This window comes from Vibrio salinus (assembly GCF_021272385.1).
Classification (GTDB): domain Bacteria; phylum Pseudomonadota; class Gammaproteobacteria; order Enterobacterales; family Vibrionaceae; genus Vibrio; species Vibrio salinus.
Genome location: NZ_JAJSDZ010000009.1, coordinates 732711 through 746452, shown reverse-complemented (window position 1 = coordinate 746452; position 13742 = coordinate 732711). Strand labels below are relative to the sequence as shown.

Sequence of the window (13742 nt, the reverse complement as noted above, 5' to 3'; positions counted from 1 at the left end):
CACAAACCTACTGATTAATCAGTAGCTTCTATTCTAGGTGATAAAAAAAATAAGGCAACCAACCAATAATTTCATGTGATACTGGTTTAAAAATCAGTCAGTTGCTTATGAACCTTCATTCGTAGCGGTCAGATTGTGATATTCTGCCGGAATTTGATCCCACGCAGATTTGATTTCACGAATAATTTCAATCACATCATCAATAGGCTCTGGCACATTATCATGATTCGCCGTTGTTACCTGCGTAATCATAAACTCATAGAGCTGATCCAAATTTTTCGCTATATCGCCACCATCTTCCATTGAAAGGCAACTTCTCAGACTGATAATAATATCAAGAGCTTTACCTAAACGCTCGCCTTTTACAGGTATATTGCCCTGAATCATAGCAGCTTTACCTTGTATTAGGCGTTCAATAGCACCAGACATCAACATCTGAACAACTTTATGCGGCGAGGCCGAGCTCAGTTGACTGTCTACTGATACCTTTTTGTAAGCCTGTAAAGAACCACGCATAGCTTTCCTCTTTATAAGTACTTTTTGTATTGCTGAACTGATTTATTACCGTGTCGATAACGTTTTAACTGTTCACCTAAAGATGCTGTTTTACTTTGCATCAATCCAACAAGCCTTTTTGTATTCTGAATGGTTTCATACCACTCTTCAGTTTTAAACAGAGAAGAATTCTCTTCTACCGAACATAACAATTCCTGCAATATCTGATCCCTTTTATCGACTAACTGCGATATTTTTTCAGAATTAATTTCATTTTCCTGAAGCAAAGTATCAATATTGTGATCTATATCACCAATGGCTTCTAATCTTAAATCCATATTACTGACCCAGCGCATTCATCATGCCAGCAAGCTGGCTATGCATTTTACTGGTTGCATCCTGCATCGCCGTGAATTTAGCATGTGTCCTTTTTTCCAGACTGGCCATATGACGATCCAATGCTTCCTGTGAATCATCCAAACGATGACTCTGATCCTTTAAACTGTTCTCTCTGGTTCTGATAGAGCCTGTTACTCCGGTTAAACCCTGGATAGCGTCTTCCACTTGTTTCGCGAAACCATCCCGACCACCAAAAAACTCGCCTAGTTTATCAAAATTGTTGTTTAACTGGCGGTTCAGCATATCCTGATTAATTTCGAGAGTCCCCTGACGAGTGGTGGTAACACCAAATTCAGTCAGGGTTTTTAAATTTTCCGGTGCTTCTTTTACTTCCGTAGAGAACACCCTTTTCAGCCTTGAATCTGCACTCCGAACAATACTGTCTCCGGCAAGCGGCCCCGCTTTACCAGTTGTCGGATCAACATTACTAAGCTGCTTGGACAAACTATAGAATTGATTATACGAATTAACAAATTTCTCAATATCACTCCGGACGCTATCCCGGTCATATTCAATATCGATTTCTGCGGGCTTTTCTGTTGGTAATGTTTTTCCTTTTACCGTCAGGTTAACACCATCGATAGCATTTTCGATAATATTATTATTACTGGAAAGCTTCGCGACACCATCCAGTAATACCTCGGAATCCTGTGCCTGCTGGACTTCCGTCATCCCCTGATAAGCATCGTAATCCGACTGCGCCTCTTTCAATTGATCGTAAACCGATTCAACCTTATCCAGATAGCTTCTTTCTTCCGGCGTCATTTGCTGGCGAGCCGCTTCTTTTGCCTGCTCCGGCGTTATCGTACCGGCTTCGACGGCTTGCTCTATTTTCTGATTTTCTTCATCCAGCTTTTTCTTTAGCTGTGCCTGAGCTTCTTTCGGCGTGACATACGAATCAAACAGGGTTCCAGACGCGGTATTACTCCACCCCGGAACGTCTTTTGATTTATTTGTGGCCGCATCATCCAGTTCAGGCTGCGGTTCTCTGTAAGAATCTAACAGTGTTCCGGAAGCCGTTTCCGTCCAGCCAGGGATGCGATCTTCAGGACGCTTATACTGGTTAATAGCATCAGCGGCTTTCGCCTTCGCTGCATCGGTAACGGTTTTATCTGCTGTAACGCCGTCTTTTAACGCACCAGATGCATCACTGCTCTGCGTTTGAGCGGCCTTTTGAATTTCTTCAGCAACGGATTTATCGACAGCTCTTGCCGCTGATTCGAGTTTTTCGGCAACTTTGGCGGCAAGCTTTTGCTCCTTCGCCGTAAGAGGATTCAGTAATTGTTGAGCCTCCACACGTGCAGATTCAATGTCCTTTACTCTCTGCTCAAGTGTTTTGTATTCCAGTTTTTTCAGTGGATTACCAGATGCGGCATCTACATTGATCCGTATGTTGTTATCTTTGCCGGACCGGTTAGACGCCATAATAAGACGGGGACCGTCTTCATCGTTAATGATAGACGCACGAACCCCGGGATTGGATTTGGAACTGTTGATACCATTCACGACATCCCTGAGTTTGGAATCCGCCTGGATATCAACAGTAAATTTTGATTTCCCTAGTGAAATCTGCAGCTTGCCAGGGCCAAACCGATCATCATCTGACAACACATCAGATGCAATCTTATGGCTCTGAGCAAGCTGCAACACATCGATAGCATATCTTCCTGCTATAGCATCGGTTGTCGCCGTAGCGGATACCACTTTTTCATCGGAAGTATCGACTTTTCGCTGAGCAAAAGCCTTATTCTGACGAAAATTAGTCATCAGACCTTTCATCGTATCCAGCGACTCCCTGAGTCGGCCGTAAGCACTGATACTGGCGCTGTTTTGAGCACGCTTATTATCGATGCTTTGCTGCTTCGGCGTGCGCTCAGCATCGACAATTTTGTTGACCATGGAATTCACATCCATGCCACCAGTATTGATACCCACAGGGCCTAAACTCATTTCATCACCTCGAAAGTAACATTCACACCTGTGTCATCAGAAGACCTGATTGATCATTCATCCGGGCCAGGCGCCTCAGTACTTCTAGCATCTCTTCTTCGGGAATTTGACGAATTACATCACCGGTATCAGCTTCGTAAATGGTCACCACATCGCGTCCTGATTCTTTATCAAACCGAAAAGAAAGACCTTTATTAATGGACGATACAAAATCTTGCATCTGTTCCGTAATTTTAGTCCTCTGTTCTTCATTGATACGCTCTCTTTCTTTCGCAAGTTTCTGAGCGGCTTCAATTGACTCAGCCTGCCGTTCTTTCACCTGCTCAGAAATTTTTTCTGAGAGCTTTTCAGAGCGTTCTGTATCCCGTGGCGCCGAAATGCTTCGAGTACTGTTAGTACTATCACTTTCTGAAGCAAGTTTAGTGCCACCTTGTGAGCCGTAAGGCTGGATGTTCGATGTGTAGGATGATATTTCCATAACAATCTCCCCTCCACCTCATGGGTTACCTATTAATACAACTAGTGTGACCCAAAAGCTCATTAAGACCTACTAACCAAGCAGGCTCAGAGCTGCAGATGGTGACTGTTTAGCCTGAGCCAAAACAGAGGTACTTGCCTGTTGCAATATCTGCTCTTTTGTCATCCGGGTCGTTTCACGTGCATAATCCGTATCTTCAATCCGGCTGCGCGATGCGTTTACATTCTCATTGATATTATCGAGGTTGCTGATCGCATGGCCGAAACGGTTTTGGAATGCACCCAGTTCCGCCCTCTGACTATCAACAGCTTTTAACGCACCATCAATAACCGATACGGCTAACTGAGAACCACCAATTGTTGACACATCGATATCTTTAACGGTGACATCCTGAGCGGCTCCAAAGCCAATTTCTGAACCCAATCCGCCACCAATGGTGACATCACCACTGACTTTCTGTGTCGACGCAAACAGTTGCAACTTACCATCATCGCCAACCGAGGCGTTCACATCATCAGACTGACCATTAATGTAAGTAGCCAGCTCCTCAATATCGTCACCCTGTTTTGCATTGATAGTAAGATTTTTCGCTTCCCCTGCTTTATTAGTATAACTCAAAGTCAGATCGGTCGCGTTACCAACGGTCCAGTCTGCTGCCTGCCCTTGCTGAGCAACATAGACTTTACCACCCATATCGGTTGTATCGGAACGCATATTTCCCATAGTGAGCTGTACCGCTTCACCGGAATCAGCACCGATCTGGAACGATTTGTTTCCGAAAGTACCATTAAGAAGTTTATTACCACCAAAAGAAGTGGTTTCTGCGATACGGTTGAGTTCGTCATTCAGTGACGAAACCTCTTCCTGAATAGCCTTACGTTCGGATCGCGAGTTCGATCCATTCGATGACTGAAGTGACAGGTCACGCATACGTTGCAAAATTGACGTGGTTTCATCCATCGCCCCTTCAGCCGTCTGCGCTATCGATATGCCGTCATTTGCGTTTCTCACCGCCACGTCAAGACCGCGACTTTGAGACGTCAAACGATTCGATATCTGTAACCCTGCTGCATCGTCTTTCGCGCTATTGATCTTATACCCCGAAGACAAACGTTCCATAGAACGCTGTGTTCCTTCGGCAGCATTGTTCAAATAACGCTGAGCCGTCATTGCGGCAACGTTAGTATTAACATTAATTGCCATGTTTTGATCTCCTTTACGGACAAGTTAATGCACCTCTACGTCTCTCACCTCGTATTAGTACATTCATTTCTCTCGTTCTCTTTAACGGCCGTATGGAGTGAAGCTTTAGAAAAAATTTGTCTTTTTTTTAGCCTTTATATTCATAGAGTTAATATAATAAATTTATTATTAGTCCGTTATAAACAAAAAAAATCCGGCTATGGCCGGATTTTTTACTGTCAAATTTGTGACCTGAGGAATTAACCAAGCAGGTTGAGTGCGGCATTCGGAGCCTGTTTCGCCTGAGCCAGAATAGAACTGGAAGCCTGAGACAGAATTTGTGCTTTGGTAAGCGCTGTGGTCTCTTTCGCAAAGTCGGTATCTTTGATCCGGCTCTTAGAAGCATTCACGTTCTCATTAATGTTATCCAGATTACTAATTGCATGGTTGAATCGGTTCTGGAAAGCACCCAGTTCAGCACGGTGACTGTCTACATATTTCAGGGCAGAGTCGATGACTGCAACGGATTGTTGTGCACCGCCAACAGTTGTCACATCCATAGTGTCAACCGTATCTGTTTTCCCTGGGCCCATATTCAGTTCACCGGCCAGACCGCCACTGAAAGACACCGGCCCGGACACTTTATTTGTACCGGCAAAAACCTGTAATTTACCATCCTGGTCAACAGAAGCCTGAATCAAGTCTGTCTGACCATTGATGTATGTTGCCAACTCTTCAATATCGTCGCCTGCTTTAGCATTAATATTGACCGTCTGAGCATTACCATCTTTATCGGTCAAATTGATTTGCAAATCGTTAGCACCATTCTGAACGGCCCAGTCTTTATCTTTACCATTTTCGGCTTTATAACTGGTACCACCCATCCCTATTACGTCACTGCGCATACTATCCAGATGGAGCATAACAGCTTCACCATTATTCGAACCGATCTGGAATGCTTTGGTTCCATAAGTTCCGTTCAGCAATTTATTACCACCAAAGGAGGTAGTTTCTGCAATCCGGTTTAATTCGTCGTTCAGAGCACCGACTTCTTCCTGAATCGCAACACGTTCCGATTTTGAGTTAGAACCGTTTGCAGATTGCAATGATAAGTCTCGCATACGTTGCAGGATACTGGTAGTCTCATCCATTGCACCTTCAGCTGTCTGTGCAATCGAAATACCATCATTTGCGTTTCTTACCGCAACTTCCAGACCACGACTCTGAGAAGTCAAACGATTCGAGATTTGCAAACCTGCGGCATCATCTTTGGCGCTGTTGATTTTAAAGCCAGATGATAAGCGCTCCATCGCTGTATTCTGAGCATTTGTCGCTGCATTTAAGTAACGTTGAGCCGTCATTGCTGATACGTTAGTGTTTACATTTACTGCCATGATAATTTCTCCAATTGATTTTCCGATGTTTCCGGTTTCCGACGTCTCGGAAAACCAAGCAGTTCTCTCAAAGTTACTTTTAATAACGGCGCAGGGGAGAAATCCTTGAGGAAAAATTTTCGTTTTTTTTGAAAAAAAAGTGATTGAGGTTAATTTATAGACAAACAGCAAAAAAAGACGATTTTATGGCTGTTTTCCGCTAAAGTTTCCAGCAAAAGGAACGATACATAGCGGTTTTATTTCAGCAGAGATAAAATAATATTCGGTTGTTTCTTTGCCTGAGCCAGTACAGAAGTACTCACCTGCTGTAAAATTTGCTGCTTCACTAAAGACGTGGTCTCTTTCGCATAATCCGTATCCATAATCCGGCTTTTTGATGCCGCCACATTTTCATGAATGTTCTCTAAATTCGATACGGCATGACTGAAACGATTCTGTAATGCGCCCAACTGAGCCCGGTCTCCGTCCACAAACCCCATTGATGCATCCAATAGTGATATGGCCCGCTGAGCCCCACCGACATCATCAATACGACTGGAATTCACTGTTTCAAACCCCATCGTCTGTATGCCCAGTTCGCTTGCCAGAGCACCACTGAAAGAAACCGTTCCGGACGTTTTCCCTGACGCCATAAATAACTGAAGACGGCCATCTTCATCCACCGAGGCATTGACCGCGTCTGTCTGACCATTTATATACGTCGCCAGTTCTTCAATATCATCTCCGGTCTTAGCCAGGATAGACACCGTCTGCTGCTGACCGAATTGATCTAAGTAACTCATCGACAGGTCACGGCTATCGTCTTTTACCTGCCAGGATTTATCGGCTTTATACCCGGCCCGGTAACTGAAACCGCCCATATCAATAGAATCCGAACGCATATTTTTCAAATGAATCTGAACCGCCTCTCCGGATCCGGCTCCGATCTGAAAAGAAGCCTGACCAAACGAACCGTTAAGCAGCTTCTTACCACCAAATGAGGTCGTTTCCGCAATCCGGTTAAGTTCGTCATTTAATGATCGGTACTCCTGATTCAGAGCTTCCCGCTCCTGATGACTGTTAACCCCATTCGATGACTGCAGAGCCAAATCCCGCATTCTCTGAATTAATGATGTGCTCTCCTGCATGGCACCTTCCGCCGTCTGCATAATAGAAATGCCATCATTCGCATTTCGGACAGCGACATCCAGCCCCCGCATCTGAGTGGTCAGACGATTAGATATCTGCAAACCGGCAGCATCATCCCGGGCACTATTAATCCTCTTTCCTGACGAAAGCCGTTCAAAAGAGTGTTGCGCCTTCTCAGTTGCCTGCGACAGATAACGCTGAGCAACCAATGCCGGAACGTTTGTATTTATCGTAATTGCCATAAAAAAGACCAATAAGTACCCAGTTATGCTGTCGGCAGGCAAAAAAGAAACTTTAGGACTTATGGTTATTGTATGGTCAGCATCGTTAGCCGGAATAAACCGTAAATAACAACAAAACCAGTACCGGTGGCACTGGTTTTTCTATGGCTTTTTATAATAGAGAAGAGCGATTCTACGCCAATGCTAATGACTGCAACATATCCGCAGACGGAGCAAACAGATAAGCGCCGGTTTTGGCTGAGGTGAAGCGAAGCAATTGATCGGTTTTACCATCATTTTCACCATACATAGACTCAAGCATGATTTTCATGTTGTGTAAGGTGTGACAATAGGCAATAAAGAGTAATCCGTGATCGCCACTTACGCTTCCATATGGCAAACTGTGGCGAACAATTTTCAGCCCTTTGCCTTCTTCTTTTATATCAACCCGGCCAACGTGAGATGCTGCCGGCACATTATCCAGTTCAACAGAGTCCGGTTTCGTCCTGCCAACCACTTTTTCCTGTGCAGAAATATTCAGCCGGTTCCACGCAGGAAGGTTATGAACAAATCGCTGAACTAAAACGTAGCTGCCGCCGGCAAAGGTCCCTTCCGGAATGATCGCAACTTCTTTACGGGCATCGTCTTTCGGATTTTCGGTTCCATCAATAAACCCGGTCATGTCACGGGCATCCAGATACCGGAAGCTGTATGTCTCATCAATCACATCCACCTTATCCGCGACACCGGATACAAACTGGCGTAACACATAAAAAAGCAGATCGTGGCGCACTGAATGACAGTGAATCAAAAAATCACATTCGGTTTTAGGTGCGACAACATCACCTTTCCCCAGTTCGCGGAAATCTTCCAATTCATCCGGCATTGGCTGATTCAGTTTTTCCCAGAATGGTTTGGTAAATGAAATAGAAGACGTTAACTTCGCCCCCGGCTGCTGACGGTTAATATCGTCAACAAGTTGAGGTAGTGATTTGAGTGCGTCCAGTACCGCCTGTGTATCCTTTGTCACTTTAAACAAAGCATAAAGCGCAAACGGCTCGGCCTCCGGCAAAATCGCACTTTGACATTGAGACATCGTTTTTCCTTTTGTTTTTATTTACTCACAATGCTCATCATATACACAGCTGGCAACTTAATAAATTGCGGCAACGCAAAACTACCTTAAAAATAGAAAAACAAAAAAACAATCCATGATGCAATTAACAGCCCCCATGGCAAAAGCGGTGCCTTCGTTTCAGTCTTGGTTTCTGTTAATGCCTCAGGTATCTTATCTTCAAGCTTGGCCTTTGATTTCGCTTCTTGCTTTTTCGCTTTATCCGCCGCCCTCGCCTTTGCTTTTTGTTGCTTTTTGTAGAGTGCAATGCCTTTCTCAATACCCTGAGCGATAAGCTGCGTTTCTGCCTTTTTTTGACCAGGACGCTGTGTCGCTTTGGCTATCTCCATCGCCTCTTCTTGTGTTCTTTGAGATGGTTTTATTTCTTGTTTCTTAGACATGATTTAATCCTTTTGTAGGACAAAATAATAACTTGAACAGCAGAAATAATACAACTCTCCATAGTCAGTTAATAATGTATCCACAGAAAAGCGCTCGCGCCGTATTTGCAGAAAACAAATGATGGCTATATAAAGCGTAAACAAATAAGACGATTCTTTTTATCAATCGGTTAAATTTTAGGTTTCAACTGCATAAACTTACTATAAGTACTTACTTTCCCATTGATGTATTCAATACCACAATGAATATTGTCTCTTTCATTACCCACTATCTGGTATTCAACAATAAATTCACCACTGATAATTTTAATAAAAAGAAAACCATCCACTACTTTCCATATGCCCGACAACTTTTTATCGCTAAATAAATCTTGTTCCGATAGCTGCCCGGTCGGATTTAAGACCAGTAGTGAAGAGTGTCCATCGATATTCACTTTTACCCAAGATTGTTGATGCACTTCAAAGCTCAAAATCTTTCGCCGGGTAGCAATCCACTGCTTCAATTCAGCCTGTTGATTCGGTGTAAGTTGAGGTAAATCCTCCATTTCGAGAAGAGTATGATGCTTTTCATACCAAAACAATTGTAGGTGAAGTAATTTCATTTCAGTGACATACAGTTAAATAACAGGAATGGGAGAGAATTTGATGCCCGAATCTTGTCGTTATTTAATTACAATGTCAATGAATTAACATGAATAAGCATCATAAGACACAAGGCTTATAAACAACGCTTCACTTATCTGGTATTTATTCGGCAAATAACTCAGGCAACCTCGCTTGTTCACATGCGGTATTTAACCGTCGTTGTGCGTGGATAATATTTTGCCTCCAATCCTCATCGTGAGCCCACATCTCAATCACTAACGGCACTGCGCAATTGGTGGCCTTGAACGTTTTAAAAATCGCATCGAAATCAACCTCGCCTTCTCCAATCACCAAATCCCTAAACTGACCGTCATAACCCGGCTTCACTTTCTTGGTATCTTTTAAATGGATTTGCGTAATATGAGGCATAGCCATAGCCAGTTCTGTACACACATCATAATTCCACCCGGTAATATTTCCGACATCGGGATATGCGGTAAAATAAGGGGAATTCACTGCCCGGTTAAGAATTTCAAATTTACTTAACGAGTTAAGATAATTGGTATCCATAATTTCCACGGCAAGCATTATGCCTGCCTTTTCTGCTAATTTTGACGAAAGCTTCATCCCTTCAATAAATCTCAGATGTGTTTTTTCATCAGCAGGTTCATAATAAACATCGTATCCCGCAAGCTGAATAACCCGGATACCCAGCTTATAGGCAAGAGAAATCGCCTTCTCTATATGTATGACCGCCTGCTGACGGATAGCCGGATCATGAGAACCAAACGGATATTTACGGTGCGCACTTAAGCACATCGATTGTAAAGGTATATCATAACGTTCACATAAACGTCTCAAGTTATAAATAGTTTCATCATCCCAATCTAAACGGCTGCGTCTTTCGTCGGATTCATCGACTGATATTTCAAGAAAATCAAAACCCAGCTCTTTCGTTACCCGAAGCTTTTCTTCCCATCCCAGATCATTTGGCAGGGCTTTTTCATAAATTCCTATTCGGTGACGACTTAACTCTTTATACATAATGACATCCTTAACGTGTGAATTATTGATTTCGTCATTCTTCTACCCTTTTATATGTTCACGTATTAACTGAGCAAGCCCGGCTCCATTGTTATCTGTTGAACAGATTATTTTTGCGTGAGACTTTACACCGTCATCGGCATGTTTCATTGCAATGCCCAAAGCAGCATAGTCGATCATTGAAATATCACTGTCGTTATCACCGATTGCCATAACATGGAAATCACAGTATCCCAATGAATTAACATAAGTATTTAACCGGTGACCTTTGCTGTTATCTTTTGCAAAAAATACGACTCGGTTAGACCAGGCATATTCGCAACTGAAATGATTCTGTACCCACTCTAATGCCGATAAGCGTTCCACTGAACTGGGACTACCCTCCGCAACGAATTTCCAAATATACTGACTTTGCCGGACACTATCGGTAAATGACTCCACCCCACATATCTGTGGTTTCAAACTCACCGGGTACTGCTGAGACCAACTTTCTAACGCTTTCATATAAGCAGCCGGATTCTGTTTTGAATAGGTCATTTCATCTGTTGCAAACATAACCAGCTTCATTTGAAATTCTTTTGCTAACTCAATGAATGTTAACGCCTCACTCTGACTGATGGCATTTGCACTAATGACTCGTTCCGTCTGGTAATCATAAGCATAAGCGCCATTACAACAAATGATTGGCGTATCTAACTTTAAATCATAATAATAGGCTTTCGCGGCGGTATGATGCCGTCCGGTAGCAATCACTACTTTGCAATGTTTCCGGGCTTCAATAATGGCCTGTTTCACTTCAGAATGAATGCTTTGATCATCGGTCAGTACGGTTCCATCAAGATCTAATGCGAGAACTTTGTACATACTTTGAACCTTAGCCATGCATGACTTTTGCGAATAACGTGACGCTCTTTACGCCCTTATTATTGAGTAACCTGATAAACAGCGGCTTCTGACGCAGTATGATTTGCGGCAATGATCAAATCGTCCTGTTCCCGGTTTACGACAGCTAAGTTTGCAGGGCCAACGTTTTTTTCAACAACCGTGACCTCGTATTTTCCGTTGTTGTGCTGAACAACAAATAACTCAGAATCCACACGTCGGATGCCAACGACAAAGCTGTTTTTTCCGGCCAGCTTACAGCCAACTAATGAATGAGCAAAATCGATTTCTGGCTCGTATGTCCAGACTTTTGTGTAATGATCATCAATACGTTTGTAAATCTGAACACGATTTCCATGGAATTCTTCAATGGTCATAATTTCTTCCACACCATCGTTATCAATATCAACAAGCGCAATCTCACTAATGTTTCCTTCCATGATGATTTCGCACTTCCATTCATTCCCTGCGTATGGCGGGGTAATTTTCGTAATACCAGAATCAGAACCGAAGTAACCAACCACACGACCTGATTCATCATAACCTCTTGAATAACCATGATTTCTGAAACAACCATCTAATATTTCCGTGAATTCCAGCCCCTCCGAGGGATCATCCGGTAGTTTCGATATATAAACCTGACCGGGATGAGACCAGTCTTCTTTCGACTCTTTTGATCTCGCAATGGTTGCTGCAATCACATAATTCACGCCATTAACATCATAAATATCAAAACGATGCAGATAAGGCAGACTTTGAACATCCTTGATTTCCCAACCACTTTCCGTACGCTTTCCCCAAACTAACTTTGACAACGATGGCGTTACTTTCAGATAAAATTCGTTCACAGCCAGGAATTCATTTTCTTTATTCGGAATTGGAATAATGCTCATGCATCCACCCCGGTCATTCCAAATCGTTTCTTTAACATCAAAATGTTCCCCTGAATAGGCAATACAAGGGCTTTCCGGGTCCTCCGATGCTAAGATGACATTCAACTGACCATTAATCTCGATAGAACTCGCGCAGTAACACCTTCTCATTTCATCTAAATGCAATTTTTCAAAATTCATACTATTTTTTCCTTTCTTCCCGTTCATTACTGACTTACCCAAAAACCAACACACGAATGCTGTACCTTTTCAATCACGGTTTTCTGCTAATCTGATATTGGTCAGAACTCAGATAGACGATACGTCTCATTACGGCTATGTTTTAACCTTGGCCGTAATACGCATTTTCGCCATGCTTACGAAGATAATGTTTATCGGATAATTCCTGTTGAATTTTTATGCCGCTATTAAGAAGCCTTGTTGACAAAGCCATATCCGCGACTTCTTCAAGAACAACGGCATTATGAACGGCATCTGAGGCATCTTTCCCCCAGGAAAAAGGTCCATGACCAGAAACAATGACACTAGGGACCGACATAGGATCAATATGGCGCTGATTAAATTCCTCTATCACAACCAATCCGGTATTTTTTTCGTAGTTTTCTGCAATTTCATCGGGATACATATTTCGGGTGCAAGGGATATCGCCATAGAAATAATCTGCATGCGTTGTTCCCAGTGCTGGGATATCAGCAGACACCTGAGCCCAAATTGTCGCTTTTTTAGAATGAGTATGAACGACCCCTCCTAATCCAGGAAATGCTTTATATAGTTCAATATGAGTCGCGGTATCACTCGATGGATTTAGGTGCCCTTCAACAATGTCACCATTTAAATCTACCACAACTATGTCATCAACTTTCATGTTGTCATATTCAACACCGGAAGGCTTGATTGCGATTACCCCCCTTTCGCGATCGATTTCAGACACGTTTCCCCAGGTGAATGTCACCAGTCCGTATTTCGGTAACATAAGGTTCGCAGCCAGTACCCGTTGTTTTAAATCCTCATACATAACGAACATTTCTCCCTTATGCGACTTCAGCTAAAGCGTTATCAATCATCCGGTACACATCTTCACTGGTATTACAGCGTCTCAGTTTGTCGAGATTAATCCCTGTCGGACTGTCTTCGTCATCAAGTACTTGCGTGACTTCCATTAAACCTTCCATATGCTGATCGGATGTACTGCCTGCTAAGGTAATCAGTACATCAACGGGGTCATCTTCTCCATCAAAAATCACCGGAGTATCCAGTGTAACCAGAGCAAACGCCGTTTTAATCACCCCCTGCTCAGGACGTGCATGAGGCATAGCCAGATTCGGAGCAATAATAATATAAGGTCCCAGTTTTTCGATGCTGCTGACAATAGCATCGTAATATTCGGGCTTGATAGCACCAGAGGAAACTAGCATGTCGGTTCCTATTTTAATCGCCTCTTTCCAGTCACCTGCTTTTTGATGCAATTTAATTGATTGATTTTCTATTAATAGTTGTTTCAGTCCCATAATGCTTCTCCGCTTTTTATATCCGAAGGAATACTCCTTCGGTTTTTATAATTGGTTTATTTCTGAAT

Annotated in this window: 15 protein-coding genes; all 15 read right to left on the bottom strand. The window is 43.0% G+C overall.

From position 1 onward, the window contains the following. Positions 1-105 precede the first annotated feature (105 nt). The 15 genes from fliS to LRQ06_RS11635 all read right to left on the bottom strand — a co-directional run bounded on the left by fliS (position 106) and on the right by LRQ06_RS11635 (position 13674). Positions 106-516 (bottom strand): flagellar export chaperone FliS, encoded by a 411-nt coding sequence (gene fliS / locus LRQ06_RS11705; RefSeq protein WP_232766524.1) that lies wholly within the window; start codon positions 514-516, stop codon positions 106-108. Between the two features lie 11 nt (positions 517-527). After that, positions 528-833, bottom strand: a complete 306-nt coding sequence (locus LRQ06_RS11700; RefSeq protein WP_232767170.1) for a flagellar protein FliT — start codon at positions 831-833, stop codon at positions 528-530. 1 nt (position 834) lies between these two features. After that, positions 835-2844, bottom strand: coding sequence for a flagellar filament capping protein FliD (gene fliD, locus LRQ06_RS11695; protein WP_232766523.1), 2010 nt, complete (start codon positions 2842-2844; stop codon positions 835-837). A 22-nt stretch (positions 2845-2866) separates the two neighbouring features. Beyond that, entirely contained in the window at positions 2867-3322 is a 456-nt protein-coding gene (flaG, locus tag LRQ06_RS11690) for a flagellar protein FlaG (RefSeq protein WP_232766521.1), read from the bottom strand. A gap of 72 nt (positions 3323-3394) precedes the next feature. Next, positions 3395-4525, bottom strand: coding sequence for a flagellin (locus LRQ06_RS11685; RefSeq protein ID WP_232766519.1), 1131 nt, complete (start codon positions 4523-4525; stop codon positions 3395-3397). Between the two features lie 239 nt (positions 4526-4764). Beyond that, on the bottom strand, positions 4765-5898 hold the full coding sequence (locus tag LRQ06_RS11680; protein ID WP_232766517.1) for a flagellin: 1134 nt from the start codon (positions 5896-5898) through the stop codon (positions 4765-4767). A 236-nt stretch (positions 5899-6134) separates the two neighbouring features. After that, the gene (locus tag LRQ06_RS11675; protein ID WP_232766515.1) at positions 6135-7268 is read right to left on the bottom strand and encodes a flagellin; all 1134 of its coding nucleotides are present in this window, start codon (positions 7266-7268) and stop codon (positions 6135-6137) included. A 172-nt stretch (positions 7269-7440) separates the two neighbouring features. Continuing rightward, positions 7441-8343 carry a Dyp-type peroxidase gene (locus LRQ06_RS11670; RefSeq protein ID WP_232766513.1) on the bottom strand — a complete coding sequence of 301 codons (903 nt, stop codon included), beginning with the start codon at positions 8341-8343 and terminating at the stop codon, positions 7441-7443. A gap of 86 nt (positions 8344-8429) precedes the next feature. Continuing rightward, on the bottom strand, positions 8430-8762 hold the full coding sequence (locus LRQ06_RS11665) for a DUF2956 family protein (protein WP_232766511.1): 333 nt from the start codon (positions 8760-8762) through the stop codon (positions 8430-8432). Positions 8763-8932: 170 nt separating this feature from the next. Further along, complete coding sequence (locus LRQ06_RS11660; RefSeq protein WP_232766509.1) at positions 8933-9364, bottom strand: hypothetical protein; 432 nt, start codon at positions 9362-9364, stop codon at positions 8933-8935. Between the two features lie 145 nt (positions 9365-9509). Beyond that, entirely contained in the window at positions 9510-10391 is an 882-nt protein-coding gene (locus LRQ06_RS11655; RefSeq protein WP_232766507.1) for an L-ribulose-5-phosphate 3-epimerase, read from the bottom strand. A gap of 42 nt (positions 10392-10433) precedes the next feature. Continuing rightward, entirely contained in the window at positions 10434-11255 is an 822-nt protein-coding gene (locus LRQ06_RS11650) for a Cof-type HAD-IIB family hydrolase (protein ID WP_232766506.1), read from the bottom strand. Positions 11256-11314: 59 nt separating this feature from the next. Then, the gene (locus LRQ06_RS11645) at positions 11315-12346 is read right to left on the bottom strand and encodes a hypothetical protein (protein ID WP_232766505.1); all 1032 of its coding nucleotides are present in this window, start codon (positions 12344-12346) and stop codon (positions 11315-11317) included. A 142-nt stretch (positions 12347-12488) separates the two neighbouring features. Then, positions 12489-13181, bottom strand: coding sequence for an L-ribulose-5-phosphate 4-epimerase (locus LRQ06_RS11640; protein WP_232766503.1), 693 nt, complete (start codon positions 13179-13181; stop codon positions 12489-12491). Positions 13182-13197: 16 nt separating this feature from the next. After that, the gene (locus tag LRQ06_RS11635; protein WP_232766501.1) at positions 13198-13674 is read right to left on the bottom strand and encodes a PTS sugar transporter subunit IIA; all 477 of its coding nucleotides are present in this window, start codon (positions 13672-13674) and stop codon (positions 13198-13200) included. Between the last annotated feature and the right edge of the window lie 68 nt (positions 13675-13742).

Excerpts from the sequence above, each read along its gene's own strand:
- fliS (WP_232766524.1), bottom strand. The coding sequence starts at position 516 with ATGCGTGGTTCTTTACAGGCTTACAAAAAGGTATCAGTAGACAGTCAA.
- LRQ06_RS11700 (WP_232767170.1), bottom strand. The coding sequence starts at position 833 with ATGGATTTAAGATTAGAAGCCATTGGTGATATAGATCACAATATTGAT.
- fliD (WP_232766523.1), bottom strand. The coding sequence starts at position 2,844 with ATGAGTTTAGGCCCTGTGGGTATCAATACTGGTGGCATGGATGTGAAT.
- flaG (WP_232766521.1), bottom strand. The coding sequence starts at position 3,322 with ATGGAAATATCATCCTACACATCGAACATCCAGCCTTACGGCTCACAA.
- LRQ06_RS11685 (WP_232766519.1), bottom strand. The coding sequence starts at position 4,525 with ATGGCAATTAATGTTAATACTAACGTTGCCGCAATGACGGCTCAGCGT.
- LRQ06_RS11680 (WP_232766517.1), bottom strand. The coding sequence starts at position 5,898 with ATGGCAGTAAATGTAAACACTAACGTATCAGCAATGACGGCTCAACGT.
- LRQ06_RS11675 (WP_232766515.1), bottom strand. The coding sequence starts at position 7,268 with ATGGCAATTACGATAAATACAAACGTTCCGGCATTGGTTGCTCAGCGT.
- LRQ06_RS11670 (WP_232766513.1), bottom strand. The coding sequence starts at position 8,343 with ATGTCTCAATGTCAAAGTGCGATTTTGCCGGAGGCCGAGCCGTTTGCG.
- LRQ06_RS11665 (WP_232766511.1), bottom strand. The coding sequence starts at position 8,762 with ATGTCTAAGAAACAAGAAATAAAACCATCTCAAAGAACACAAGAAGAG.
- LRQ06_RS11660 (WP_232766509.1), bottom strand. The coding sequence starts at position 9,364 with ATGAAATTACTTCACCTACAATTGTTTTGGTATGAAAAGCATCATACT.
- LRQ06_RS11655 (WP_232766507.1), bottom strand. The coding sequence starts at position 10,391 with ATGTATAAAGAGTTAAGTCGTCACCGAATAGGAATTTATGAAAAAGCC.
- LRQ06_RS11650 (WP_232766506.1), bottom strand. The coding sequence starts at position 11,255 with ATGTACAAAGTTCTCGCATTAGATCTTGATGGAACCGTACTGACCGAT.
- LRQ06_RS11645 (WP_232766505.1), bottom strand. The coding sequence starts at position 12,346 with ATGAATTTTGAAAAATTGCATTTAGATGAAATGAGAAGGTGTTACTGC.
- LRQ06_RS11640 (WP_232766503.1), bottom strand. The coding sequence starts at position 13,181 with ATGTATGAGGATTTAAAACAACGGGTACTGGCTGCGAACCTTATGTTA.
- LRQ06_RS11635 (WP_232766501.1), bottom strand. The coding sequence starts at position 13,674 with ATGGGACTGAAACAACTATTAATAGAAAATCAATCAATTAAATTGCAT.